At 57.9% G+C, this 24,152-nt stretch carries 23 protein-coding genes, 1 tRNA gene and 2 pseudogenes; 22 read left to right on the forward strand and 4 right to left on the reverse strand.

Translation table 11 applies throughout. The features are described from left to right. Window positions 1-265: 265 nt before the first annotated feature. Genes BFQ04_RS24070 through BFQ04_RS24100 form a run of 7 tightly spaced genes read left to right on the forward strand, consistent with a single transcriptional unit; the run spans window position 266 to window position 7,234 of the window. A complete protein-coding gene (locus BFQ04_RS24070) occupies window positions 266-1,225 on the forward strand; it encodes a sugar ABC transporter substrate-binding protein (protein ID WP_065952940.1) in 960 nt (319 codons plus the stop codon). Between the two features lie 58 nt (window positions 1,226-1,283). Beyond that, entirely contained in the window at window positions 1,284-2,837 is a 1,554-nt protein-coding gene (locus BFQ04_RS24075) for a sugar ABC transporter ATP-binding protein (RefSeq protein WP_065952941.1), read from the forward strand. Beyond that, complete coding sequence (locus tag BFQ04_RS24080) at window positions 2,834-3,811, forward strand: ABC transporter permease (RefSeq protein WP_003174987.1); 978 nt, start codon at window positions 2,834-2,836, stop codon at window positions 3,809-3,811. The genes BFQ04_RS24075 and BFQ04_RS24080 overlap by 4 nt, the downstream gene beginning before the upstream one ends. Window positions 3,812-3,814: 3 nt before the next feature. Further along, a complete protein-coding gene (locus BFQ04_RS24085) occupies window positions 3,815-4,837 on the forward strand; it encodes a LacI family DNA-binding transcriptional regulator (protein ID WP_065952942.1) in 1,023 nt (340 codons plus the stop codon). A gap of 23 nt (window positions 4,838-4,860) precedes the next feature. Next, a complete protein-coding gene (rbsK, locus tag BFQ04_RS24090; protein ID WP_065952943.1) occupies window positions 4,861-5,778 on the forward strand; it encodes a ribokinase in 918 nt (305 codons plus the stop codon). Beyond that, window positions 5,775-6,179: a D-ribose pyranase gene (rbsD, locus tag BFQ04_RS24095; protein ID WP_065952944.1), complete on the forward strand. Its 405-nt coding sequence runs from the start codon at window positions 5,775-5,777 to the stop codon at window positions 6,177-6,179. Before rbsK ends, rbsD begins: the two co-directional genes overlap by 4 nt. Window positions 6,180-6,205: 26 nt before the next feature. Next, on the forward strand, window positions 6,206-7,234 hold the full coding sequence (locus BFQ04_RS24100; protein ID WP_065952945.1) for a nucleoside hydrolase: 1,029 nt from the start codon (window positions 6,206-6,208) through the stop codon (window positions 7,232-7,234). A gap of 33 nt (window positions 7,235-7,267) precedes the next feature. On the opposite strand, the gene BFQ04_RS24105 is transcribed toward BFQ04_RS24100, so the two are convergent. Continuing rightward, window positions 7,268-7,474 carry a hypothetical protein gene (locus BFQ04_RS24105; RefSeq protein WP_065952946.1) on the reverse strand — a complete coding sequence of 69 codons (207 nt, stop codon included), beginning with the start codon at window positions 7,472-7,474 and terminating at the stop codon, window positions 7,268-7,270. Between the two features lie 157 nt (window positions 7,475-7,631). Between BFQ04_RS24105 and BFQ04_RS24110 the strand changes: the two genes are divergently transcribed. Both BFQ04_RS24110 and BFQ04_RS24115 read left to right on the forward strand, forming a co-directional pair. After that, complete coding sequence (locus BFQ04_RS24110) at window positions 7,632-7,940, forward strand: hypothetical protein (RefSeq protein ID WP_065952988.1); 309 nt, start codon at window positions 7,632-7,634, stop codon at window positions 7,938-7,940. 145 nt (window positions 7,941-8,085) lie between these two features. After that, entirely contained in the window at window positions 8,086-8,406 is a 321-nt protein-coding gene (locus BFQ04_RS24115; RefSeq protein WP_065952947.1) for an I78 family peptidase inhibitor, read from the forward strand. Window positions 8,407-8,478: 72 nt separating this feature from the next. Here BFQ04_RS24115 and BFQ04_RS24120 read toward each other — a convergent pair whose 3' ends face one another. Together BFQ04_RS24120 and BFQ04_RS24125 are read right to left on the reverse strand one after the other, a co-directional pair. After that, window positions 8,479-8,691 carry a cold-shock protein gene (locus BFQ04_RS24120; RefSeq protein ID WP_007905882.1) on the reverse strand — a complete coding sequence of 71 codons (213 nt, stop codon included), beginning with the start codon at window positions 8,689-8,691 and terminating at the stop codon, window positions 8,479-8,481. A gap of 289 nt (window positions 8,692-8,980) precedes the next feature. Next, a complete protein-coding gene (locus tag BFQ04_RS24125; RefSeq protein ID WP_083218060.1) occupies window positions 8,981-9,295 on the reverse strand; it encodes a hypothetical protein in 315 nt (104 codons plus the stop codon). A gap of 365 nt (window positions 9,296-9,660) precedes the next feature. Between BFQ04_RS24125 and thrS the strand changes: the two genes are divergently transcribed. The 9 genes from thrS (at window position 9,661) to BFQ04_RS24170 (ending at window position 17,115) form a co-directional block, all read left to right on the forward strand. Beyond that, window positions 9,661-11,583 (forward strand): threonine--tRNA ligase, encoded by a 1,923-nt coding sequence (gene thrS / locus BFQ04_RS24130; RefSeq protein WP_065952948.1) that lies wholly within the window; start codon window positions 9,661-9,663, stop codon window positions 11,581-11,583. Beyond that, the gene (gene infC / locus BFQ04_RS24135; protein WP_170827566.1) at window positions 11,583-12,134 is read left to right on the forward strand and encodes a translation initiation factor IF-3; all 552 of its coding nucleotides are present in this window, start codon (window positions 11,583-11,585) and stop codon (window positions 12,132-12,134) included. Before thrS ends, infC begins: the two co-directional genes overlap by 1 nt. Window positions 12,135-12,193: 59 nt before the next feature. Next, a complete protein-coding gene (rpmI, locus tag BFQ04_RS24140) occupies window positions 12,194-12,388 on the forward strand; it encodes a 50S ribosomal protein L35 (protein WP_002553160.1) in 195 nt (64 codons plus the stop codon). A 29-nt stretch (window positions 12,389-12,417) separates the two neighbouring features. After that, the gene (gene rplT, locus BFQ04_RS24145) at window positions 12,418-12,774 is read left to right on the forward strand and encodes a 50S ribosomal protein L20 (protein WP_003192488.1); all 357 of its coding nucleotides are present in this window, start codon (window positions 12,418-12,420) and stop codon (window positions 12,772-12,774) included. Between the two features lie 109 nt (window positions 12,775-12,883). Further along, entirely contained in the window at window positions 12,884-13,900 is a 1,017-nt protein-coding gene (gene pheS / locus BFQ04_RS24150; protein WP_034099107.1) for a phenylalanine--tRNA ligase subunit alpha, read from the forward strand. A gap of 26 nt (window positions 13,901-13,926) precedes the next feature. Beyond that, window positions 13,927-16,305, forward strand: a complete 2,379-nt coding sequence (gene pheT, locus BFQ04_RS24155) for a phenylalanine--tRNA ligase subunit beta (protein WP_065952949.1) — start codon at window positions 13,927-13,929, stop codon at window positions 16,303-16,305. A 3-nt stretch (window positions 16,306-16,308) separates the two neighbouring features. Further along, window positions 16,309-16,611 (forward strand): integration host factor subunit alpha, encoded by a 303-nt coding sequence (ihfA, locus tag BFQ04_RS24160; protein ID WP_002553164.1) that lies wholly within the window; start codon window positions 16,309-16,311, stop codon window positions 16,609-16,611. Next, entirely contained in the window at window positions 16,592-16,948 is a 357-nt protein-coding gene (locus tag BFQ04_RS24165; RefSeq protein ID WP_003174972.1) for a MerR family transcriptional regulator, read from the forward strand. Before ihfA ends, BFQ04_RS24165 begins: the two co-directional genes overlap by 20 nt. Window positions 16,949-17,038: 90 nt before the next feature. Beyond that, window positions 17,039-17,115 (forward strand) — tRNA-Pro (locus BFQ04_RS24170). A gap of 193 nt (window positions 17,116-17,308) precedes the next feature. Here BFQ04_RS24170 and BFQ04_RS24175 read toward each other — a convergent pair. Then, a complete protein-coding gene (locus tag BFQ04_RS24175; protein ID WP_083218061.1) occupies window positions 17,309-18,805 on the reverse strand; it encodes a trypsin-like serine peptidase in 1,497 nt (498 codons plus the stop codon). Window positions 18,806-19,141: 336 nt separating this feature from the next. Here BFQ04_RS24175 and BFQ04_RS24180 point away from each other — a divergent pair, with 336 nt between their 5' ends. The 4 genes and pseudogenes from BFQ04_RS24180 (at window position 19,142) to BFQ04_RS24190 (ending at window position 24,114) form a co-directional block, all read left to right on the forward strand. Beyond that, window positions 19,142-20,782 carry a methyl-accepting chemotaxis protein gene (locus tag BFQ04_RS24180; RefSeq protein WP_065952950.1) on the forward strand — a complete coding sequence of 547 codons (1,641 nt, stop codon included), beginning with the start codon at window positions 19,142-19,144 and terminating at the stop codon, window positions 20,780-20,782. Window positions 20,783-21,028: 246 nt separating this feature from the next. Continuing rightward, window positions 21,029-21,706: pseudogene (locus BFQ04_RS30555) on the forward strand (PAS domain-containing protein); the annotation flags it as partial. Window positions 21,707-21,808: 102 nt separating this feature from the next. Next, window positions 21,809-22,243, forward strand: a pseudogene (locus tag BFQ04_RS30560) (methyl-accepting chemotaxis protein); the annotation flags it as partial. Between the two features lie 101 nt (window positions 22,244-22,344). Further along, window positions 22,345-24,114, forward strand: coding sequence for a putative bifunctional diguanylate cyclase/phosphodiesterase (locus BFQ04_RS24190; RefSeq protein WP_065952952.1), 1,770 nt, complete (start codon window positions 22,345-22,347; stop codon window positions 24,112-24,114). Window positions 24,115-24,152: the final 38 nt, after the last annotated feature.

Consider the following 24,152-nt stretch of genomic DNA (forward strand, 5'->3'; position numbering starts at 1 on the left):
TGTCCGGCTTTCCGAACGCGGGAGGCGGTGATGTTCGGTTGTCCGAAAGCCTTGATGGTATTTACGTCGGGCCACGTGTGAAATCGTTGCCAGCCCTGTCGTTTCAAACAGCGCCTGAGTGAACGGCGGTTTCAGGAATGAAAGGTGAGCGGCGACCGTTGACAAATCTCGACAAGGTTCTCATAGTTCTGCCAACGCAAACGTTTGCGAGATGTTTCTTCGGTGCAAGCGTTGCTCACAATAATCATAAGATCGGAGTACATCCATGAAGCTGCCATTTGCAGGACGTCTTCTCGCTGTCGCTGTGCTTGCCGCCGCATCCGCTGCCCTGCCTCTCTCTTCTGCATTCGCTGACGACGCTGCCGCCAAACCCAAGGTCGGCCTGGTGATGAAGTCCCTCGCCAACGAATTTTTCGTGACCATGCAAGAAGGGGCCAAGGACTACCAGAAATCCCACGCCGCCGACTTCGACATGATCACCAACGGCATCAAGAACGAAACCGACACCAGCGCGCAGATCGATATCGTCAATCAGATGATCCTGGCCAAGGTCAACGCCATCGTCATCGCACCCGCCGATTCCAAAGCGCTGGTCACCGTGCTGAAGAAAGCGTCGGATGCCGGCATCAAGGTGGTCAACATTGACAACCGCCTGGACCCGGACGTGCTGAAAAGCAAAAAACTCGATATCCCCTTCGTAGGCCCGGACAACCGCAAAGGCTCCAAGCTGGTCGGTGACTACCTGGCCAAGCAACTGGCCGAGGGCGACAAGGTCGGTATCATCGAAGGCGTGCCGACCACCACCAATGCGCAGCAGCGCACCGCAGGCTTCAAGGATGCGATGGATGCGGCGGGTATGAAGATCGTCTCCACCCAATCCGGTAACTGGGAAATTGACCAGGGCCAGAAAGTCGCCTCGGCGATGCTGAGTGAATACCCGGACCTCAAGGCACTTCTGGCCGGTAACGACAACATGGCCCTGGGCGCCGTCTCCGCCGTACGTGCGGCAGGCAAGGCCGGTAAAGTGCTGGTGGTGGGCTATGACAATATCGAAGCCATCAAGCCGATGCTGCAGGACGGTCGCGTGCTGGCAACCGCCGACCAGGCCGCTGCCCAGCAAGCCGTGTTCGGCATCCAGAATGCGCTGAAGCTGGTCAAGGGCGAGAAGGTCGATGCCACCGATGGCGTGATCGAAACCCCGGTCGAACTCGTCCTCAAGAAGTAATCCCGGCAGTAGCCAACAGCGCTCGCTCGTCCTGAGCGGGCGCCTGGAGATTTTTCCTATGTCATCTTCCGCCCCGAACGCTGTCCTCTCGGTCAGCGGTATCGGCAAGACCTATGCCCAGCCGGTTCTGTCCGACGTCACGCTCACGCTCAATCGTGGTGAAGTGTTGGCGCTGACCGGTGAAAACGGCGCAGGCAAAAGTACCTTGTCGAAGATCATCGGCGGGTTGGTCACGCCGACCACCGGCAACATGCAGTTCAAGGGTCAGGATTATCAACCCGGCAGCCGCACCCAGGCCGAAGCGCTGGGTGTGCGCATGGTCATGCAGGAGCTCAACCTGCTGCCGACGCTGACGGTGGCTGAAAACCTGTTCCTGCATAACCTGCCCAGCCGTGGTGGCTGGATCAGCCGCAAACAGTTGCGCGCGGCCGCGACCGAAGCCATGGCCCAGGTGGGCCTGGACGCAATCGACCCGGACACCCTAGTGGGCAGCCTGGGCATTGGTCATCAGCAAATGGTCGAGATTGCCCGCAATCTGATCGGCGATTGCCATGTGCTGATTCTCGACGAACCGACGGCGATGCTCACTGCCCGTGAAGTCGAGATGCTGTTCGAACAGATCACCCGCCTGCAGGCCCGAGGCGTGGCGATTATCTATATTTCGCATCGGCTCGAGGAGCTGGCCCGTGTGGCCCAGCGCATCGCTGTATTGCGCGACGGCAAGCTGGTCTGTGTCGAGCCGATGGCCAATTACAACAGTGAACAACTGGTGACCCTGATGGTAGGGCGCGAGTTGGGCGAGCATATCGACCTGGGCCCGCGCACCATCGGCGAGCCGGCCTTGACGGTCAAAGGCCTGACGCGCTCGGACAAGGTCCGCGACGTATCTTTTCAGGTGCGCGCCGGTGAAATCTACGGTATTTCCGGCCTTATCGGCGCCGGTCGTACCGAGTTGCTGCGCCTGATTTTTGGTGCCGATCCGGCCGACAGCGGTACGGTGGCGCTGGGGCCGCAGGCCAACGTGGTCAGCATTCGCTCCCCGGTCGACGCGGTCGCCCATGGGATTGCCCTGATCACCGAGGACCGCAAGGGTGAAGGCCTGCTGCTGACCCAGTCCATCAGCGCCAACATCGCCTTGGGCAACATGCCGGAAATCTCTGCGGGCGGTCTGGTTAACAGCCGCGATGAAACCGCCCTGGCCAAGCGTCAGATCGACGCCATGCGCATCCGCAGCTCCAGCCCGGCGCAATTGGTGTCCGAGCTGTCCGGTGGTAACCAGCAAAAGGTGGTGATTGGCCGCTGGCTGGAGCGCGATTGTGCGGTGATGCTGTTCGATGAGCCTACGCGCGGCATCGACGTCGGCGCCAAGTTCGACATTTATGCCTTGCTCGGCGAGTTGACGCGCCAGGGCAAAGCGCTGGTGGTGGTCTCCAGTGATCTGCGCGAGCTGATGCTGATCTGTGACCGCATCGGCGTATTGTCCGCCGGACGCCTGATCGAAACATTCGAACGCGACCGCTGGACCCAGGACGAATTGCTCGCCGCCGCCTTTGCCGGCTATCACAAACGTGACGCGCTGCTCAACGAGGCAGCGCCTAGGAATACCCCATGAAAACAACCACTTCCCCCGGTAAAACGGGCGGCAACTTCTACGGCCTGGGCACCTACCTGGGCCTGGCGGGCGCGTTACTGGCGATGATTGCGCTGTTCTCGGTACTCAGCGATCACTTCCTGTCTTATGACACGTTCAGCACCCTGGCCAACCAGATTCCGGACCTGATGGTGTTGGCGGTGGGCATGACCTTCATCCTGATCATCGGTGGCATCGACCTCTCGGTAGGCTCGGTGCTGGCGTTGGCGGCGTCGGCGGTTAGCGTGGCGATTCTGAGCTGGGGCTGGAGCGTATTGCCGGCTGCCGTACTGGGCATGGGCTGCGCCGCATTGGCCGGCACGCTTACCGGTTCTATCACCGTGGCCTGGCGTATTCCGTCCTTTATCGTGTCCCTTGGCGTGCTGGAGATGGCCCGGGGCGTGGCGTACCAGATGACCGGCTCGCGCACCGCTTACATCGGTGACTCGTTTGCCTGGCTGTCCAATCCGATCGCGTTCGGGATTTCCCCGTCGTTCATCATTGCATTACTGGTAATCATCGCCGCGCAGCTGGTGCTGACCCGCACCGTGTTCGGTCGCTACCTGATCGGTATCGGGACCAACGAAGAAGCGGTACGCCTGGCCGGCATCAACCCCAAGCCCTACAAAATCCTGGTGTTCAGCCTGATGGGCCTGCTCGCCGGTGTGGCCGCGCTGTTCCAGATCTCGCGTCTGGAAGCGGCGGACCCGAATGCCGGCTCAGGCCTGGAGTTGCAAGTGATCGCCGCCGTGGTGATTGGCGGTACCAGCCTGATGGGCGGACGCGGCTCGGTCATCAGTACGTTCTTTGGTGTGCTGATTATTTCGGTACTGGCGGCGGGCCTGGCGCAGATCGGCGCGACAGAACCCACCAAACGCATCATTACCGGTGCGGTGATCGTGATCGCCGTCGTCCTCGATACGTACCGCAGCCAGCGCGCCAGTCGGCGGGGCTGAACCATGGCAACGATCAAGGATGTGGCGGCGCTGGCGGGCATTTCCTATACCACGGTGTCCCATGTGGTGAACAAGACGCGCCCGGTCAGCGAACCTGTGCGCGTCAAGGTCGAGGCGGCGATCAAGCAGTTGGACTATGTGCCCAGTGCGGTAGCGCGCTCGCTCAAGGCCAAGACCACGGCGACGATCGGGCTGCTGGTGCCCAACAGCCTCAACCCGTATTTCGCGGAGTTGGCCCGGGGCATCGAGGATTACTGCGAGCGTAATGGCTATTGCGTGATCCTCTGCAACTCCGACGACAACGCCGAAAAGCAGCGCAGCTATTTGCGCGTGTTGCTGGAGAAACGTGTCGACGGCTTGATCGTGACCTCGGTGGGCGGCGATGACAGCGGCCTTGCTGCTGGCTTGAGCGCGGTGCGCACGCCCATGGTGATCGTCGACCGGGCACTGGATGGTATTGATGTCGACCTGGTGCGCATCGATCATGAAGAGGGTGCTTACCTGGCGACCCGGCACTTGCTTGAATTGGGCCATCGTGACATCGCCTGCATCGCCGGCCCTGCGCATACGCGCGTGGCGCAAATGCGCCTGGCAGGCTATCGACGTGCGTTGCGCGAGGCGGGTGTTGAAACAGCGGCCGAGCGCATCCGGGAAAGTGATTTCACCAGCACCGGCGGTTATGCCGCCGCCGTGCAATTGCTTGCGCAGCAACCGCCCAGTGCGATTTTTGCCTGCAACGACATGATCGGTTTTGGCGTGCTTCGCGCCGCGGCAGAGCGCAATATCCGTGTGCCGGGCGAGCTGTCGGTGATAGGTTTCGATGATATTCAAATGGGTCGCTATGTCTATCCTGCGCTGACCACGGTCGGGCAGTCGATCGTACAGTTGGGTGAGACAGCGGCCGAATTATTACTGCGACGTATAGCGACACCCCAACTGCCGGTCGATCAACGTATCGTGACGCCAAGCATTGTCTTGCGTGAGTCGACGGCGCCGTTGGCGGGTGTGTTTGCCCAATACCGCTGAACCGAATTGATGAGTACTGATGTATGCCAGCGAACGTAGTGGTAGTAGGCAGCTTGAACATGGATCTGGTCACCCGCGCCAGTCGATTGCCGCGTGCCGGTGAAACACTTGTCGGCCAGACGTTTTCCACTGTCCCCGGTGGCAAGGGCGCCAATCAGGCCGTCGCCCTGGCGCGTCTCGGGGCGGATGTGGCCATGATCGGTTGCGTCGGCAGTGATGCCTATGGCGGCCAATTGCGCGATGCGCTATTGGTCGAAGGTATCGATTGTCAGGCCATCAGCACCGTGGACGGCTCCAGTGGTGTCGCGCTGATCGTGGTGGATGACAGCAGCCAGAACGCGATTGTAATTGTGGCGGGCAGTAACGCTCAGTTGACGCCCCAGTCGTTGACGGCCTGCGATGCTGTGTTGCAGGCTGCCGACGTGATCATTTGCCAGCTTGAAGTGCCGATGGACACCGTCGGGCATACGCTCAAGCGCGGCCGCGAGCTGGGCAAGACGGTGATCCTCAACCCGGCGCCGGCCAATGGGCCCTTGCCGGCCGAGTGGTATGCCTCGATCGACTACCTGATTCCCAACGAAAGTGAAGCCAGTGCCTTGAGCGGTGTTGCGGTCGATTCGCTCGACAGCGCCAAACGCGCCGCTACAGCGCTGATCAAGGCTGGTGCCGGCAAAGTCATCATCACCCTTGGCGCTCAGGGCGCACTGTTTGCTGACGGCAACAGCTTCGAGCACTTGGTCGCACCCAGGGTCCGGGCAGTGGACACCACGGCTGCCGGCGATACTTTCGTGGGTGGCTTTGCCGCCGCGCTGGCGGCCGGCAAGAGCGAAGCCGAGGCCATCCGTTTTGGCCAGGTCGCGGCCGCGTTGTCGGTGACCCGTGCCGGCGCCCAGCCTTCCATTCCTACGCTGCACGACGTACAAGGTTTTGTGCCCTCATGAAAAAGACCCCTCTGCTCAATATCGCCCTGTCCCGCGTGATCGCATCATTGGGGCACGGCGACATCCTGGTCATCGGGGATGCCGGCCTGCCGGTGCCTCCCGGCGTCGAATTGATCGACCTGGCGCTGACCCAGGGCACTCCGGATTTCATCAGCACCCTGCGCGTTGTGCTCAGTGAAATGCAGGTGGAAAGCCACGTGCTGGCTGAAGAAATTCTGCTCAAGCAGCCTCCGGCGCTGGTCGCGCTCAACGCGCTGGCAGAGCAGGCTGCGCTGGGCGAGCGACGCCTGCTCAGCCATGAAGCGTTCAAGCAATTGAGTGGCAGGGCGCGCGCTGTCGTGCGCACCGGCGAATGTCAGCCTTACTGCAATATCGCGCTGGTATCCGGCGTAACCTTCTAGAGTCCCCTTACGACAAGGAGTGTTTTATGCAACGTGGTCTTCCATCCCTGAAAAACCTGTTTCGGAGTGTTCTGCTTTTGTCCGCGTTAACAGCAGCGAGCGCCCAGGCGGCGGAAAAAATCGACCTGATCATCGATACCGATCCCGGTGCCGACGATGTGGTTGCTTTGCTGTTCGCCATGGCGTCTCCAGAGGAACTGAACATTCGCGCACTGACGACAGTGGCCGGCAACGTCCGCCTGGACAAAACCTCGCGCAACGAACGCCTGGCGCGCGAATGGGCAGATCGCGAGGACATCCCGGTTTACGCGGGTGCTCCAGCGCCGTTGCTGCGCAAGCCGATCTATGCCGAGAATATCCATGGCAAGGAAGGTATCTCCGGTGTCACCGTGCATGAGCCGAAACAAGGCCTGGCTGATGGCAACGCGGTGGATTATCTGATCAAGACCCTGACGACCGCCAAACCCCACAGCATCACCATCGCCATGCTCGGCCCGCAGACCAACCTGGCCCTGGCCCTGACCCAGGCGCCGGAAATCACTCAAGGCATCAAGGAAGTGGTGGTAATGGGGGGCGCGCACTTCAATGGCGGCAACATCACGCCGGTGGCCGAGTTCAACCTCTTCGCCGACCCGGTGGCCGCAGAAATTGTGCTTAAAAGTGGCGTGAAGTTGACCTACCTGCCGTTGGACGTCACCCATAAAGTGCTGACCAGCGAAGCGCGCCTGAAGAAGATCGCAGACCTGAACAACAACGCGAGCAAAGTCGTCAGCAATATCCTTAACGAGTACGTCAAGGGCGACATGGAGCACTACGGCATTCCCGGCGGCCCGGTACATGACGCTACGGTGGTCGCCTACCTGCTCAAGCCATCGCTGTTCAGTGGTCGCCAGGTCAACGTGGTTGTCGACAGTCGGGAAGGCCCGACCTTCGGCCAGACCATCGTCGATTGGTACGACGGCCTGAAGCAGGACAAGAACGCCTTCTGGGTCGAGAACGGTGACGCCCAGGGCTTCTTCGATCTGTTGACCGAGCGCCTGGCGCGTTTGAAGTAAACCGCTTGCCGGTCGGCGCTCGCCGGCCGGTTCTTATTCGCGCTCTTGTGCGCCCATGTGGTCGGCCGGGTATTTCTCGAATACCTGGCCGATGAAAGCGTGCGCGCCCTGGGTGCCGAGCTCCTTGACCAGCAGGTCGATACCAATGATCGCCAGCTCCTCCGCACTACCGGGGCTATAAGAGCTTTGCCCCAGGGGCCATTTGGCTTTGATATCGGCTTGGAGCGTTACGGTGGTCATGGAAAATCTCGCGGGTTGTAAGTACTGGGGCAATGCGCTGGCGTGCGGCTGCAGCGGGCGCAGTTAAGCATTTTACACGGGGTTTGGCACTGCTACTTAGGCATAAGGAAAGGGGTGTGCGACACTGCCGCCCTGTTTATTGGCCGGGAAACACCGCGTGCAGATCGATTTGAATAAGTCTGAAGACCTTAATCTGGCAGCTGTGCGGCAACTGATTGCCAGTGCCAGTGACGATGAACATGCCCAGCTTCGCGTCACCAACGCCGGTATCGCCTACATCTCTTCAGGAAAGCTCGTAGGCGGCGTAGATATCGACGGGCTGCTGTTTCGCTTGGAGACCTGGGCGAAGGGGTCGGGGTATGTAGGAAATGTGGCTGCCAGTGACGAGGTGTGGGTGACGCAGATTTTCAACGCGCTGAAGCAGAACTGGCCAGAGCCGTCGTCTGACTACATCGATATCTACTGAGCATGTTCATATCTGGTCACGATTGACTGGACGCTTGCCTGGCGTGACTCAGGCAGACTTGCGGGTGAGACGTTAACGTCTTGAAACCAATCGGTTCAATCGCTGTCGCACGATCTCTGTTCACTTTTTTATCATAGGAGGCTTCATGCCTTGGAAGCTCGCATCATTCGGTACTTTGTTGGCGGCGCTCGCATTGGCGGGTTGCAGCACCCCGGGTGCCTCTGAGCCAGGCAAAGATGCCAGCGTGACCGATGCCGGTCATAGCCGCTGTGAGTCGAAGGCCGCCGAGTACACAATCGGCCAGAAAGCCTCGCCTCAACTACTGGAGCAGGCGCGTACCCGTGCCGGTGCACAAAATGCACGCATCCTCAAGCCCAACGACATGATCACGCTGGAGTATCGCTCCGACCGCTTGAACCTGAATGCCGACGATAATCTGGTGATCACACGGGTCAATTGCGGCTGATAGCCTGCGGCTTTAGCAGCGCCCATAAAAAACCCCGTCACATGGACGGGGTTTTTTTAGCTCAGCGGAGAATTACTCGGCGCGAACCTGTGCAGCTTGCATACCCTTTTGGCCTTTCTCAGCCACGAAGGAAACGGTTTGGCCTTCTTTCAGGCTTTTGAAACCGTCGCTTTCGATAGCTTTGAAGTGTACGAACAGGTCGTCACCGCCACCTTGAGGAGTGATGAAGCCGAAGCCTTTTTCATCGTTGAACCATTTAACGGTGCCGGTTTGGCGATTAGACATGGTGTATCTCCAAGAAACATATATTTTCAGTAGTGCTGTGCTGCTCAGGCCAACTGGGCACACAGGGCTATCATAGTCGAAATGTTCGACTTGGGAGCCCCCCCAAGGCATTGTTTGCTAATCAATCGCGTTGCGTTCAATCCAGATTCTGGCTGAGAGCCCCGGCCTGCGGGGCTTTGCGGCGAAATATTAGCTATTAAAAAAAGCCGTAAAAGCTACGTAATTTGTGAGAAATAGCAGTTTTTAGGCAGTTTTTTTGGCAAAAAGGACGCCTGATCAGCGGCCGTTCTTACTTTTTCTTGACGACTTTGCAGGACGAAATAGCCGCTACTGCTTTGTTCTTGAGCTCCGCGCTGGCGTTCTGATTGGTCATCAGTTCTTTGATTTCCGCGGTGCTCAAATCGGCGTTGATCTTGTCGGCGCCACATTCGCAGTGGGCTTTGGCAGTTTTGACGTCCACGTTCTGGCTGGCCGCGGAGCTGCAGTCGTTGACGAAGGCGTCACGGGCACCGGCCGGCCAGTTCGATGGCGCCGCGGCTTGCGCGCCGAGCGAAAGGAATGCCAGGGAAGCGGCGAGGGCGAGGGTCGAGGTAAAACGCATCATGGGATGCTCCTTTGGGTCGAGGACGAACGGCGATTCTCGGGGTGTTTGAGGCCTGACGTACAGTTCAAGTTCACTTTTGCGCCCATAAAGCCTGGAATTTGCTTTTACCCCGGTCGTGTCGGCGCGATGACCGTTCATCTGTGCTAGCATCGTCGGCTTGGCTTTTCCCAGGTGTGCCATTTGCCGCCTTGTCAGGGCTTTTTTTGTTCACTCCAGTCACTCTGGTTCGATTATCGGTTGGCCGAAAGGCTCCTGCCGCTGTAAGGCAGGCATTCAGCATTGAACAGCCTGGTGTTGGATCTTGTACTGGCTCATCCCAACCCACGTGACCTTTGGTAGGGGTCACCACTAGGAGAGGAGGCGCCATGCCAACTATTACTCTACCCGACGGCAGTCAACGTTCATTCGATCATCCGGTTTCCGTAGCCGAGGTCGCCGCATCCATTGGTGCCGGCCTGGCCAAGGCCACCGTGGCCGGCAAGGTCGATGGCCTGCTGGTCGATGCCAGTGACCTGATCACCTCCGATGCCAGCCTGCAGATCATCACGCCCAAGGATCAAGAGGGGCTCGAGATTATTCGCCACTCTTGCGCGCACCTGATTGGCCATGCGGTCAAGCAGCTGTACCCAACCGCCAAGATGGTGATCGGCCCGGTAATCGAAGAAGGCTTCTATTACGACATCGCCTATGAGCGTCCTTTCACTCCGGACGACCTGGCGGCCATCGAGCAGCGCATGCACGCGCTGATCGAAAAAGATTACGACGTGATCAAGAAGGTCACCCCGCGCGCCGAAGTGATCGACGTGTTTAGCGCCCGTGGCGAAGACTACAAGCTGCGCTTGGTGGAAGACATGCCGGACGAGCAGGCCATGGGTCTGTACTACCACGAAGAATACGTGGACATGTGCCGTGGTCCGCACGTGCCGAACACGCGCTTTCTCAAGTCGTTCAAGCTGACCAAGTTGTCCGGTGCCTACTGGCGCGGCGACGCAAAGAACGAGCAACTGCAACGTATCTACGGCACCGCCTGGGCCGACAAGAAGCAGCTGGCCGCCTATATCCAGCGCATCGAAGAAGCCGAGAAACGCGACCACCGCAAGATCGGCAAGCGCCTGAATCTGTTCCATCTGCAGGAAGAAGCGCCGGGCATGGTGTTCTGGCATCCGAACGGCTGGACCCTGTACCAGGTGCTCGAGCAGTACATGCGCAAGGTTCAGCGCGAAAACGGCTACCTCGAGATCAAGACCCCGCAGGTCGTCGATCGCAGCCTGTGGGAGAAGTCCGGGCACTGGGCCAACTACGCCGACAATATGTTCACCACCCAGTCGGAAAACCGCGACTACGCTATCAAGCCGATGAACTGCCCTTGCCATGTGCAGGTGTTCAATCAAGGCCTGAAGAGCTACCGCGAGTTGCCGATGCGTCTGGCCGAGTTCGGTGCCTGCCACCGCAACGAACCATCGGGTGCGCTGCACGGCATCATGCGCGTGCGCGGCTTTACCCAGGACGACGCCCATATTTTCTGCACCGAAGAGCAGATGCAGGCTGAATCGGCCGCGTTCATCAAGCTGACCATGGACGTTTATCGCGATTTCGGCTTCACCGAAGTCGAAATGAAACTGTCCACTCGTCCGGAAAAACGCGTCGGCTCCGACGAACTCTGGGATCGCGCCGAAGCTGCACTGGCCGCAGCACTCGACAGCGCGGGCCTTGCGTACGACCTGCAGCCGGGCGAGGGCGCGTTCTACGGTCCCAAGATCGAGTTCTCGCTGAAAGATTGCCTTGGCCGTGTCTGGCAGTGTGGTACCCTGCAGCTCGATTTTAACCTGCCGATCCGTCTGGGAGCCGAATACGTCTGCGAAGACAACAGTCGTAAACACCCGGTCATGCTGCACCGGGCGATCCTCGGCTCGTTCGAACGGTTCGTCGGCATCCTGATCGAGCACTACGAGGGCGCGTTCCCTGCGTGGCTGGCTCCGACCCAGGCAGTGATCATGAATATCACTGATAAACAGGCAGATTTTGCCGCTGAAGTTGAAAAAACACTCAACGAAAGCGGATTTCGTGCCAAGTCCGACTTGAGAAATGAAAAGATCGGCTTTAAAATCCGTGAGCATACTTTGCTCAAGGTTCCCTATCTTTTGGTTATCGGAGATCGGGAAGTCGAGATGCAGACTGTCGCTGTGCGTACTCGTGAAGGTGCTGACCTGGGCTCGATGCCCGTCGCCCAGTTCGCTGAGTTCCTCGCGCAAGCGGTTTCCCGGCGTGGTCGCCCAGATTCGGAGTAATTACTATTAAGCGTGAAATGAGACAAGATAAACGAGCTGCACCGAAAGCCCCGATCAACGAGAATATCTCGGCACGCGAGGTTCGGTTAATTGGGGCTGAGGGTGAGCAGCTTGGGATTGTGTCAATTGAAGACGCGCTTCTTAAGGCTGAAGAAGCCAAGCTCGATTTGGTGGAAATTTCCGCCGATGCTGTACCGCCTGTCTGCAAGCTGATGGACTACGGCAAATCGATCTTCGAGAAGAAGAAGCAGGTTGCCGCAGCCAAGAAAAACCAGAAGCAGATCCAGGTTAAAGAAATCAAGTTTCGTCCAGGGACGGAGGAAGGGGATTACCAGGTAAAACTGCGCAACCTGGTACGTTTCCTGAGTGATGGGGACAGGGCCAAGGTATCCTTGCGATTCCGCGGCCGTGAGATGGCCCACCAGGAGCTGGGGATGGAACTCCTCAAGCGGGTTGAAGCTGACCTGCTCGAGTACGGTTCGGTCGAACAGCATCCTAAGATGGAAGGACGCCAGCTGATCATGGTCATCGCCCCGAAAAAGAAGAAGTAATCAACAGGGCACGGCAGGCCTTCTGATTATGTTTATCAACTGAATGCGGAGTACCGAACATGCCAAAGATGAAAACTAAAAGTGGTGCTGCTAAGCGGTTTCTGAAAACTGCTAACGGCATCAAGCACAAGCACGCTTTCAAGAGCCACATCCTGACCAAAATGTCGACCAAGCGTAAGCGTCAACTGCGCGGTAGCAGCTTGCTGCATCCGTCTGACGTGGCAAAAGTCGAGCGCATGCTGCGCCTTCGTTAATTTTGGTTCAAGAATAGAGGAAGTAACTCATGGCTCGTGTTAAGCGTGGCGTCATGGCCCGTAAGCGTCACAAAAAAATTCTGAAACTTGCTAAAGGCTACTACGGCGCGCGTTCACGCGTATTCCGTGTTGCCAAGCAAGCGGTAATCAAGGCAGGCCAATACGCCTACCGTGACCGTCGTCAGAAAAAACGTCAGTTCCGCGCTCTGTGGATCGCTCGTATCAACGCTGGTGCACGTGTTAACGGTCTGTCCTACAGCCGTTTCATCGCTGGCCTGAAGAAAGCGTCCATCGAAATCGACCGTAAGGTTCTGGCTGAACTGGCCGTGAACGAAAAAGCGGTGTTTGCTGCGATTGTCGAGAAAGCTAAAGCCTCCTTGGCTTAAGTACCCCCGACAGTCACCCTGGGTTGCTCCTGTAGCCCAAGGTGGTAAACGTCATAAATAGGGGAAGAGCCTTCAAGCTCTTCCCCTATTTTGTATCTGGAGTCTGTACATGGAAAACCTGGACGCGCTCGTCGCGCAAGCTCTTGAGGCTGTGCAAAGCGCTGAAGATATCAATGCCCTGGAGCAAATCCGGGTTCACTACCTTGGCAAAAAAGGTGAATTGACTCAGGTGATGAAGACCCTGGGGAATTTGCCTGCTGAAGAGCGTCCGCAGGTCGGGGCTCTGATCAACGTTGCCAAGGAGCGCGTCACCGAGGTTCTCAATGCGCGCAAGGCGTCGCTGGAGGAGGCCGATCTTGCGGCCAAGCTCGCCGCCGAGTCCATTGACGTGACCTTGCCTGGCCGTGGCCAGGCGTCGGGCGGTCTGCATCCGATCACCCGGACTCTGGAACGCATCGAGCAGTTCTTTACCCATATCGGCTACGGCATTGCCGAAGGCCCTGAGGTTGAAGACGACTATCACAACTTCGAGGCGCTCAACATCCCAGGCCATCACCCGGCCCGGTCGATGCACGACACCTTCTATTTCAACGCGAACATGCTGTTGCGCACCCATACCTCGCCGGTACAGGTCCGCACCATGGAAGCGAACAAGCCGCCGATCCGCATCGTCTGTCCGGGCCGTGTGTACCGTAGCGACTCCGATATCACCCATTCGCCGATGTTCCACCAGGTCGAAGGCCTGCTGGTTGATCGCGATATCAATTTCGCCGACCTCAAAGGCACCATCGAAGAGTTCCTGCGGGTGTTCTTCGAGAAAGAGCTGGCGGTGCGTTTCCGTCCATCCTTCTTCCCATTCACCGAGCCTTCCGCTGAAGTCGATATGGAATGCGTGATGTGCAGTGGTAAAGGCTGTCGTGTCTGCAAGCAGACTGGCTGGCTGGAAGTGATGGGTTGCGGCATGGTCCACCCTAACGTGCTGCGCATGTCCGGGATCGACCCGGAAGAGTTTTCGGGCTTTGCCTTCGGCATGGGCGTTGAGCGTCTGGCCATGCTGCGTTACGGCGTGAACGACTTGCGTCTGTTCTTCGACAACGACTTGCGGTTCCTCGCGCAATTTCGCTAGTCGTAACGAATCTTTAGGAGAGCAGGATGAAATTCAGTGAACAATGGCTGCGCGGCTGGGTAAGCCCGCAGGTGGATCGCGACGCGCTGGTTGCGCGTCTGTCGATGGCCGGTCTTGAGGTCGATAGCGTTACCCCGGCCGCCGGTGTATTCAGTGGCGTGGTGGTGGGCGAGGTGCTGAGCACCGAGCAGCACCCGGATGCCGACAAATTGCGCGTGTGCCAGGTCAGCAACGGCGCAGAGACCTTCCAGGTCGTGTGCGGAGCGCCCAACGTGCGCCCGGGCCTGAAGATCCCGTTTGCCATGATCGGTGCCGAACTGCCGGGCGACTTCAAAATCAAGAAGGCCAAGCTGCGCGGCGTCGAGTCCAACGGCATGCTGTGCTCCCAGGCTGAGTTGCAGGTGGGTGAGGGCAATGACGGTCTGATGGAGCTGCCGGCCGATGCGCCGGTGGGCCAGGACATTCGTGTTTACCTGGAACTGGAAGACGCCAGCATCGAGGTCGACCTGACCCCGAACCGTGGCGACTGCCTGTCCCTGGCCGGCCTGGCCCGTGAAGTGGGTGCGCTGTACAACGTGCCTGTCACCCGTCCTGCGGTTGCCAGCGTGCCTGCCGTGCACGACGAGGTGCGCTCGATTGACGTGTTGGCGCCAAACGCCTGCCCACGTTACCTGGGGCGCGTGGTCCGTAATGTCGACCTGTCCAGGCCAACCCCGCTGTGGATGGTTGAACGCCTGCGCCGCGCTGATGTGCGCAGCATCGATGCGGCCGTCGACATCACCAACTATGTGATGTTGGAGCTGGGCCAGCCGCTGCACGCGTTTGACCTTGCCGAAATCCACGGCGGCATCCGCGTGCGTATGGCAGAGGAAGGCGAGAAGCTGGTACTGCTCGACGGCCAGGAAGTCAGCCTGCGCGCCGACACCTTGGTCATTGCCGACCACTCCCGCGCCTTGGCGATTGCTGGCGTGATGGGGGGCGAGCACAGCGGTGTATCCGCGACCACTCGCGACGTATTCCTTGAAAGCGCGTTCTTCGACCAGATCGCCATCGCCGGCAAGGCCCGTTCCTACGGCCTGCACACCGATGCATCGCACCGCTATGAGCGTGGCGTGGACTGGAAGCTGGCCCGTGAAGCCATGGAGCGCGCCACTGGCCTGCTGCTGGACATCACCGGCGGCGAAGCCGGTCCGGTCACCGAGATCGTCAACGAACAGTACCTGCCGTCCATTGCGCCCATCACCCTGCGTGCCAAAAGCGTCGAGCAAATGCTCGGCCTGGTGATTGAGCCTGCCGAGATCGAGCAACTGCTGTCGGCCCTCGGCCTCGCCATCTCTGCGGGTGGGGAAGGGCAGTGGCACGTTGAAGTGCCAAGCCATCGCTTCGATATCAGTCTGGAAGTCGACCTGATCGAAGAACTGGCTCGCCTGTACGGCTACAACCGTCTGCCGGTGCGCTACCCGCAAGCGCGTCTTGCGCCACAACCGAAGGCCGAGGCGCGTGCGCACCTGCCTGAGTTGCGTCGCCTGCTGGTGGCTCGTGGTTATCAGGAAGCGGTGACCTACAGCTTCATCGATCCAAAGCAATTCGAGCTGTTCAACCCGGGCGTTGAGCCGCTGTTGCTGGCCAATCCGATTTCCAATGACATGGCGGCCATGCGTTCGTCGCTGTGGCCAGGCCTGGTCAAGGCGCTGTCTCACAACCTGAACCGTCAGCAGGATCGCGTGCGCATGTTCGAAAGCGGCCTGCGTTTCGTCGGTCAACTCGATGGCTTGAAGCAAGAGCCGATGCTGGCCGGTGTGGTCTGCGGCAGCCGCCTGCCGGAAGGCTGGGCACAGGGCCGCGACGCCGTGGACTTCTTCGACGTCAAGGCCGACGTGGAAGCGGTACTGGGCTTTGCCGGTGCGCTGGATGCGTTCACGTTCCTGCCCGGCAAACACCCGGCGCTGCACCCAGGCCAGACCGCGCGCATCGAGCGCGAGGGTCGCTTGGTCGGCTTTGTCGGCGCCATTCACCCGGAACTGTCGAAAACCCTGGGTCTGGACCGTCCAGTCTTCGTTTTTGAACTGGTCCTGGCTGAAGTTGCGTCGGGCAAGATGCCCAAATTCAGCGAGTTGTCGCGCTTCCCTGAAGTGCGTCGTGATCTGGCCTTGATCGCCGATCGTGAAGTCGCCGCCACTGCCGTTCTGGAGGTAATCCGAGAAAATGCAGGGGAATGGCTGACGGACCTCAGGCTATTTGACGTCTATCAGGGTAAAGGCATTGATCCGCATAGAAAAAGCCTTGCAGTTGGCTTGACCTGGCAGCATCCATCGCGCACTCTTAATGACGATGAGGTGAATACCACGACACAAAATATCCTCACCTCGCTCGAACAAAGGTTGAACGCCACGTTAAGGAAGTGACGTATGGGGGCTTTGACGAAAGCTGAGATGGCGGAACGTCTGTACGAAGAGTTGGGTCTGAACAAGCGCGAGGCCAAGGAATTGGTCGAGCTGTTTTTTGAAGAGATCAGGCACGCTCTGGAAGACAACGAACAGGTCAAATTGTCCGGTTTCGGCAATTTTGACCTGCGGGACAAACGCCAGCGGCCCGGCCGCAATCCAAAAACGGGAGAAGAAATCCCGATCACGGCTCGCCGTGTGGTCACCTTTCGTCCAGGGCAGAAGTTGAAGGCCCGAGTTGAGGCTTATGCTGGAACCAAGTCATAACGACGAACTACCCGTCATCCCAGGCAAACGCTACTTCACCATCGGTGAAGTCAGCGAGCTGTGTGCGGTAAAACCGCACGTGCTGCGCTATTGGGAGCAGGAGTTTCCTCAGCTCAACCCCGTCAAACGCACCGGGAACCGTCGGTATTATCAGCGCCAGGATGTGTTGATGATCCGACAGATCCGTGCGTTGCTGTACGATCAGGGGTTCACCATCAGCGGCGCGCGCCAGCGCATGTCCGGTGATGAAGCCAAAGACGACACCACCCAATACAAGCAACTGATCCGCCAGATGATCTCCGAACTCGAAGATGTGCTGGTGGTATTGAAAAAGTGATTCAAGCTTTTAAAATACTTCCACATTTCAAAAGCTTGCGGTATATTCCGGTTCGCTTCGTTAAGAAGCAAGCCCAGTAACACGCCTAGTCGGGGCGTAGCGCAGTCCGGTAGCGCACTAGCATGGGGTGCTAGGGGTCGAGTGTTCGAATCACTCCGTCCCGACCATATTTTTCAATGACTTAGCCCAATCTTCACCGGTTGGGCTTTTTCATGTCTGTGAAAAAAACCTACTGGAATTCCTGGCCCGCCGCGGGCTGTTAAGGACCTGAGGTGTTGGCGCATAGGCGCCTCAGCCTGGCAAACATCTCTTCGACGGTGCAGTTGATCTGCATAGACGTGGAACCAGATGCGTTCTGCCTCACCTGGCATGACGCTGCGAGCGAACCATTGCACCTTTGATCACGTCTGTGCGAATGGCCGACGGTTGCCCAGCGCTGTTACGCGCATAGCTGCAGAGCGTGATCGGCAGCTCTGCTATATCAAGAAAAGTGCCATCCATGGCCAGGGTGTAGCGATCGTCGTCAATATCGCCGCAGGTGGTGCTGATCGCCGAGTTCACGCTGTAGTAGTAATGCTGGCTGAAACCGTTGCGCTGGTTTTCCCAGGCGATGTGATAGCGGTGCTTGAGCAGCGGGGCCGGTGCCGGGTTGGTCAGGAATACCGAATGGGTGAATACATTGCGTAGCAGTGCTTCGGTCAGCGGCTGCTCGGCCTTTTGTACCCCGAGTATGCATAGCACATGCGGCCCCAGCACTGGGCCGATGAGCTGGTTGATGTAGGCCTCCTCAGAGGCGGCAGCAACTTGGTAACCGTGTGTGCGTGCGCAATCGCTGATGTCATTCACGGCCTTGAATCGGTAGAACGGCTCCTGGATCGAGAACCTCAGGTTCCAGGTCGGACGGGTAATCTGGTCGGCGGCGTCATGTTTTAAATGCACATACGGTTTCAGATTCCACGGCTCGTCCAGCGTGATGTCAACGGCCTTGAGCTGGCAGGTTGGGGTGTCGTTACGGAAAACACCGTCTACAAAGCAGTAGTACAAGTCGTTGGCAGGATAGCTGTAGTTGAATTTGGCGGCTTCGCACGCCGAGTTGTTCTGGCAGCTGTTGAGAATGTCCTTCTGAATGGCAGACGCGACTTTGCTGATGATGCTGGTGATTTCATTGGTGTTCCGGTCCAGCATCGGACTGCCGGAGCTGCCTGGGCGCAGACCGTTGCAGCGGTTGTGCAAGGCGCTGGGAAACACGCCGGGGTGTTCGGCAAAACTGTTGAGGGTCGACTCCGCGCAGGCACTCATGCGCAGGCCCTTTTTCAGAAAACCGGTCGGCGCTCCCACATTGATCACTTCTCGATCCGTTGTCCGACGATGAGCGGCGAGCTTGAGGGGCATGATCGCGCTGGCCACCAGCACGGCCAGTGACGTATCCAGTTCGAGTACGGCCAGGTCAGTGCCCGCCATGCTGCTCCAATGTGCCGTCTTGACGGTGTAGGTGGCATGCCGTTCGGGGGTGTCATGAAAGTAATTGAAGGTCACGTCGGCGGTGAACGCCTGGCGGATGCGCGCCGTACCGTAGCTATAGAACACACAATGCCCGCTGGTCAGCACATAAGCCGGGCCGACGGCCTTACCCTGCCGATTGCGCGTGTCGAGCAGCACGGCATTGCAGGTCTGGCCCAAAGCGTTTTTCAGTAAACCGATGCCGGTCCATTGCGGGTACCGCTGGTTTTTATTTTCAAGTGCCACCGAAGGTGACTGTTCGGTAAGGCCCTCGGCCAGGTCTCTGGCGTGGCTGGGCCAGACAGTGCTGAGCAAGAGGAAATACGAAAAGACGCAAGCGATGTGAGTCAGTGCCATAAGGGCCTCGGCAAGGAAGTCATTGATTGGCTGAAACTACTCGATCAGGTCAAGGCCGGTGATATACAGGGCTATTGCGTGAGCCTTTGACGGGGGCCTCTGTCACCGTTTTATTGAGGTTCCGAGCGATGGCAGGCACCCGGCGCGCTGCCTCATGAGCCTGCGGCTCACTATTTCGCGTGATAGCACTGAGCTATCAATGCAGTGCGTAATACTCAATGGATTGGTTATCCGGCATCGACGTATCTTCAACGCACCCAGCGTGATTGGCTCACCGCGCCCCTCGCGTCATCCGCATCAACCCAGTCCCATGACGGGCATATTTCAGAGTAAGCCATGAAGAAAACGCTCTCGTTGGCCACACGCATAGGGCTGAGTTTCGCAGCCATCCTGGCACTTCTGATGTTGATCACTGCCATCGGCATTCAGCGCGTTGGGTTCATTGATGCCACCTTGGGCGACGTCAGTGAAAACGCGGCAAAGGTGCAGCGCTACGCCATCAATTTCCGTGGCAGCGTGCATAACCGTGCCATTGCTATCCGGGATGCGGTGCTCGTGACGAGCGACCATGATCTGGACACATACTTGTCGCAGATTAAAGCCCTGGAGCTAGCCTACGCCGACTCGGCGGCGCCAATGGATCAGTTGTTCACACGCGCAAGCGTTACGGGCGAAGAGCTTCGACTGCTGACCGCAATCAAGGAGATTGAACAACAAACCCTCACATCCACCCAGGCGGTCATTTCAATGCGCCGAGCGGGGGACATTCCCGGAGCCCAGGCGCTTCTGATGCGTCAAACGTCTTTGGATTACAGCGAGTGGTTAAAGCGCGTGAATGCGCTGATTGACTATGAAGAAGCATCCATCAAGGCCAAGCTTGGCGCGGTGCAGGAAACGGCCAGCCAGTTCAGTACCCTGATGCTGATCGCGACCAGTATCGCCCTGCTGCTGAGCGTCACGTTATCGGCGGTGATTATTCGCTTCGTTAAATCGACGTTGGGCGCCGAGCCCACTGAGGTGGCACTGGCCATTGAGCGTCTGGCGGCGGGTGATCTGAACCAGACTATTTGCACTGATTACCCCAAGAGTGTGATGGGGGTGCTCAAAGACGCGCTTGTGCACTTGGCGCAGACTATTCAACAAGTGCGCAGGGCGGCCCAGGAGGTCAATCAGTCCTCCGTCCAATTGTCTGCCACCTCGTCGACCAACAATGACCAGATCAACCTGCAAACCCACGAAGCCGAGCAGGTAGCCACAGCCATCACCCAAATGGCCGCTACTGTCAGCGAAGTATCCGGGTATGCCGCGCAGGCAGCTGATGCGTCCCGCGTGGCCGACATCGAAGTGGAAAACGGTAATCGATTGGTTGCCAGCACTGCCGTTGCCATTGACCAACTGGCAATAATGCTGGAGCAAACCACGGGTACCGTAGATCAGGTATCCAAATACAGTGAAAATATCGAGTCAGTGATCGATGTCATCAACTCCATCGCCTCTCAAACCAACTTGCTGGCGCTGAACGCTGCTATTGAGGCGGCGAGGGCAGGAGAGCATGGGCGTGGATTTGCGGTGGTCGCCGATGAAGTGCGCTCGCTGGCCAATCGTACCCAGCAGTCAACCGAGGAAATCCGGGAGATGATCAGCACGCTGCAATCGGGGACGCAAGCCGCCTCGCAAACCATGCGCAACAGTTGCGAGCTGGCGAGCCAAACCGTCACACAAACCCGCAGCGCGCAGAGTGCACTGGCCAGGATCAGCGAGCAGGTTGGCGCCATCAGTCATATGAACGCCCAGATTGCCAGCGCTTCTGTACAGCAGAGTGGCGTGGCTGATGATGTTGCTCAAAACATCAACCGTATTCACGGCTCCACCGTGCAATCAGCCACCGGCTCGCATCTAGTTGCAACCGCTAGCATGGAACTCTCGCAGTTAGCGGATCGCCTTACGGCGAAAGTGGCTTTCTTCACGGCGGCTTAGGATATCAGGTTGGGGCAGGACGGCGTCTTTGACACACCGGGGGCTGAGGTCGGTACTTTATCGCCGCATCCTTTATCTGCGGCGGACGGCCTCAATATCATTCAGGTGGTGCCGATAGACTTGCTATGACCCTATAGGCGGTTTTCCATGTTCAATACCAAAATCAAGAACCAGCTTCACGCTCAGACGGCAGAGCTGTTGGAGCTGCGCCAACTGCGCGATGGCCTCAACCGCGAAATGCTGACAATGAGTATCGACCCGACATTCAAAATTATCGCGTGCAACGAACATTTCGCAGGCGCCTTGGGCTACGACCAGGATCGGCTCCTGGGTCGCGCCATGGCTGATGTTGTTCCGCAGTACGTGTCCAAGCTCCCATGCTTCCATAACTTTCGAGCAGCGGTAGCGGCCGGTAAGTCCATCTCTGATGAATACAGATACCTGCACGCTGACGGTTCCCTGGTGTGGCTTCACGCACATTGGCAACCGGTAAAGGATGAAAATGGCAAGTTGAGCCATGTGACCTGCCATGCCACGAACATCACTTCGCGCGTGGAAGAAGCGTCGGAGAACACATCCTTCATCGATGCATTACTTCGTTCGACGGCAGTGATCGAATTCGATCTTTCCGGGCATGTGCTCATGGCGAATGAGCAGTTCCTGAAAGCGATGGGCTACAACCTGAGCCAGGCTAAGGGCAGTCACCACCGTATTTTCTGCAGGCCGGAGGAAGCGTCGTCGCAGAAATACAAGGAGTTCTGGTCTACCTTGAACAAGGGTGAGTTTGTCGCCGGGCGATTTGAGCGTGTTGACAGTAGCGGTAGGACGGTATGGCTGGAAGCGACGTATAACCCGGTTTATGACACCGAAGGAACGCTCTGCAAGGTCGTCAAGTTTGCGACGGTTATCACCGACCAGGTTGCGCGTGAGCAGGAAGTCAGTGAAGCAGCCCAAACTGCATTTGAGATCTCCCAGCAGACGGATGTTACTGCTCAGCGCGGAGCCGTCGTAGTCAACGATACGATGCACACCATGCGTAAAGTCGCGGGTGATATGCAGGCTGCCTCCGGCGGGGTAGAGGCGCTCGGGAAGCAGTCGTTGTTGATCAGCTCGATCATTCAGACGATCAGCAGTATTGCTCAGCAAACCAACTTGTTGGCATTGAATGCGGCGATTGAAGCTGCTCGCGCAGGTGAGCAGGGGCGAGGCTTCGCTGTAGTAGCGGATGAAGTTCGACAACTGGCTGGCCGCACCAGTACTGCTACTGAAGAGATCGCATCGGTGGTGTTGCAGAACCAGAAGCTGGTGGAACAAACCGTCGCTGAGATGGCAAACAGTAAGTCCCAGGCAGAGCAAGGCCTTGAACTTGCCACGCAGGCGGGCCAGGTCATTGTTGAAATCCAGGATGGGGCCAAGAGAGTCGTCGAGGCGGTGGGCAGGTTCGCGACTCAAGTGGCTTAGGTCGCGCAGGAATCGTTGGTTGCACTGTTCTTGCCGATCGAAGCCTCTGCCCGCGACGTCGAAGAATCGTCCTTTATCTCATTACCTTCGTTGAGAGTTTGATGGAACACGCCGAAGATCTGTCAACCCTTGAGCAACGTCGTCTTCTGCGAATCCGTGAGCTATGTCTGCTCGACGATCAGCGCGATGATACGTTTGATCAAATCGTTGCGCTCTGTGCTGAATACTTCCGAGCACCCATTGTGCTCATTTCAATTGTGGATGAACACCAGCAGTGGTTCCGCGCCAAGGTCGGCGTAAGCATCAATGAAACGCCCCGCCGCGAATCTTTCTGTGCTTATACCTTGTACTCCCATGAGTTTCTCGAGGTGCCGGACGCGATGCTTGATCCGCGTTTCCAGGACAATCCCCTGGTCACCGGGCTTCCAGGTATCCGGTATTACGCGGGCGCGCCGCTGACCACTGACGACGGTTTGGGTCTTGGCGCTCTGTGCGTGATTGATACCGTCACCAGGCCAATGATGAGCGAACAAGATGCCTCAATGCTGAGGCATCTGGCTGGACTGGTGATGAGTCGAATCATTGCGCTCAGATCAGAAAGCTATGTTGACCCTGCCACAGGCTTATACAACCGCGCTCGGCTTGAGAGCGACATCGGCAATGCTCAGAATCGCCTGCAAGTCTGTAGTCTCGTCGTGATTGATGTGATTTCTCCCGACTTTTTGAACGAGATAGTCAAGACGTTGGGCTATGAGTTTTCTTTGGACTTGATGCTGGCTATCAAGGAGCGCTTGTTAAGGATTGTTCCACCCGAATCCCGGCTTTACAAAATCAGTCCTACACGGTTCGGCCTTATTGTGCCTTGCCCCATTGGAGAAGCTGTCAGCAAAGCGGTTATCAATGACTACATCACGCCGGTACTGTGCCACGACATTCCTTTGCAGATGACCGTCGGCGTGGGCTTGTTGAAACTTGAGGGTTCAGGTGAGTCGCCGCATGAATGTCTGCGTCTGGCGATCAGCGCCGCGGATGATGCCCGAGATCGAATGGTTGGCTGGGGTTACTACGAGGATAAACTGGACGCCACACAGCAGCGCACTTTTATTATCTTGAGCTCGCTGGCAACGGCTATAGCCGGCGATGAACAATTCAGAATGGTCTACCAGCCTCGTATTGATATAGGTACTGGAACATGCACGTCGGTTGAGGCGCTACTGCGCTGGGAGCACCCGCTTCTGGGGGCCATCGGACCTTCAGAGTTCATCCCGCTGGCGGAAAAAACAGCGTTAATGGAGCAGATCAGTCTGTGGGTCTTGCGAAACACGATCGACCAGGCGGCTCAGTGGCAGCGCAAGGGCTTGAATTTCAAGGTGTCGATCAATGTCACTGTGCAGGACATCGAGTCTTCGATATTCATAAACGCTCTGGTGCGTAGGGTTCGACAGGCTGATTTCGATCCTCGGTTACTTGAAGTGGAGTTGACTGAAAGCGCCCGCATAGGTGATTTCGAAAGCGTCCTGCGCCATCTCAATCAGCTGCGTGCGTTGGGTATCGAGATTGCCATTGATGACTTCGGAACGGGCTATAGCAACTGGTCCCACCTGCAACGGCTGCCCGCCAGTGTCGTTAAATTAGATCGTTCACTGATTGAAAACCTGGTTCAGCAGTCCAGGAGTCAGTGTCTGGTACGCACAATTATCAAACTTGCCAACTCGTTGGGGTACCGCGTGGTGGCTGAGGGTGTTGAGAACCTGCAAACGTATGAGCTTGTCCGTGGGTGGGGGTGTCATGAGGTTCAGGGATATCTGATCGCAAGGCCGATGGAGGCTACTGCGATACCCGGGTGGGTCTCTAATCGCGCCCAGGAATAATTATCCAACAGCAGGCTGTCCCTTTTTTTCACCTCGCC

The organism is Pseudomonas sp. 37 R 15, from assembly GCF_900004865.1.
GTDB lineage: Bacteria > Pseudomonadota > Gammaproteobacteria > Pseudomonadales > Pseudomonadaceae > Aquipseudomonas > Aquipseudomonas fluorescens_AM.

Coding starts and splice junctions, on each gene's coding strand:
- BFQ04_RS24175 (WP_083218061.1), bottom strand. CDS start 18,805: ATGGCACTGACTCACATCGCTTGCGTCTTTTCGTATTTCCTCTTGCTC.
- BFQ04_RS24105 (WP_065952946.1), bottom strand. CDS start 7,474: ATGACCACCGTAACGCTCCAAGCCGATATCAAAGCCAAATGGCCCCTG.
- BFQ04_RS24085 (WP_065952942.1), top strand. CDS start 3,815: ATGGCAACGATCAAGGATGTGGCGGCGCTGGCGGGCATTTCCTATACC.
- pheT (WP_065952949.1), top strand. CDS start 13,927: ATGAAATTCAGTGAACAATGGCTGCGCGGCTGGGTAAGCCCGCAGGTG.
- BFQ04_RS24180 (WP_065952950.1), top strand. CDS start 19,142: ATGAAGAAAACGCTCTCGTTGGCCACACGCATAGGGCTGAGTTTCGCA.
- BFQ04_RS24115 (WP_065952947.1), top strand. CDS start 8,086: ATGCCTTGGAAGCTCGCATCATTCGGTACTTTGTTGGCGGCGCTCGCA.
- BFQ04_RS24120 (WP_007905882.1), bottom strand. CDS start 8,691: ATGTCTAATCGCCAAACCGGCACCGTTAAATGGTTCAACGATGAAAAA.
- BFQ04_RS24080 (WP_003174987.1), top strand. CDS start 2,834: ATGAAAACAACCACTTCCCCCGGTAAAACGGGCGGCAACTTCTACGGC.
- rpmI (WP_002553160.1), top strand. CDS start 12,194: ATGCCAAAGATGAAAACTAAAAGTGGTGCTGCTAAGCGGTTTCTGAAA.
- BFQ04_RS24075 (WP_065952941.1), top strand. CDS start 1,284: ATGTCATCTTCCGCCCCGAACGCTGTCCTCTCGGTCAGCGGTATCGGC.
- BFQ04_RS24070 (WP_065952940.1), top strand. CDS start 266: ATGAAGCTGCCATTTGCAGGACGTCTTCTCGCTGTCGCTGTGCTTGCC.
- rbsK (WP_065952943.1), top strand. CDS start 4,861: ATGCCAGCGAACGTAGTGGTAGTAGGCAGCTTGAACATGGATCTGGTC.
- pheS (WP_034099107.1), top strand. CDS start 12,884: ATGGAAAACCTGGACGCGCTCGTCGCGCAAGCTCTTGAGGCTGTGCAA.
- BFQ04_RS24125 (WP_083218060.1), bottom strand. CDS start 9,295: ATGATGCGTTTTACCTCGACCCTCGCCCTCGCCGCTTCCCTGGCATTC.
- rplT (WP_003192488.1), top strand. CDS start 12,418: ATGGCTCGTGTTAAGCGTGGCGTCATGGCCCGTAAGCGTCACAAAAAA.
- rbsD (WP_065952944.1), top strand. CDS start 5,775: ATGAAAAAGACCCCTCTGCTCAATATCGCCCTGTCCCGCGTGATCGCA.
- thrS (WP_065952948.1), top strand. CDS start 9,661: ATGCCAACTATTACTCTACCCGACGGCAGTCAACGTTCATTCGATCAT.
- BFQ04_RS24190 (WP_065952952.1), top strand. CDS start 22,345: ATGGAACACGCCGAAGATCTGTCAACCCTTGAGCAACGTCGTCTTCTG.
- ihfA (WP_002553164.1), top strand. CDS start 16,309: ATGGGGGCTTTGACGAAAGCTGAGATGGCGGAACGTCTGTACGAAGAG.
- BFQ04_RS24165 (WP_003174972.1), top strand. CDS start 16,592: ATGCTGGAACCAAGTCATAACGACGAACTACCCGTCATCCCAGGCAAA.
- BFQ04_RS24100 (WP_065952945.1), top strand. CDS start 6,206: ATGCAACGTGGTCTTCCATCCCTGAAAAACCTGTTTCGGAGTGTTCTG.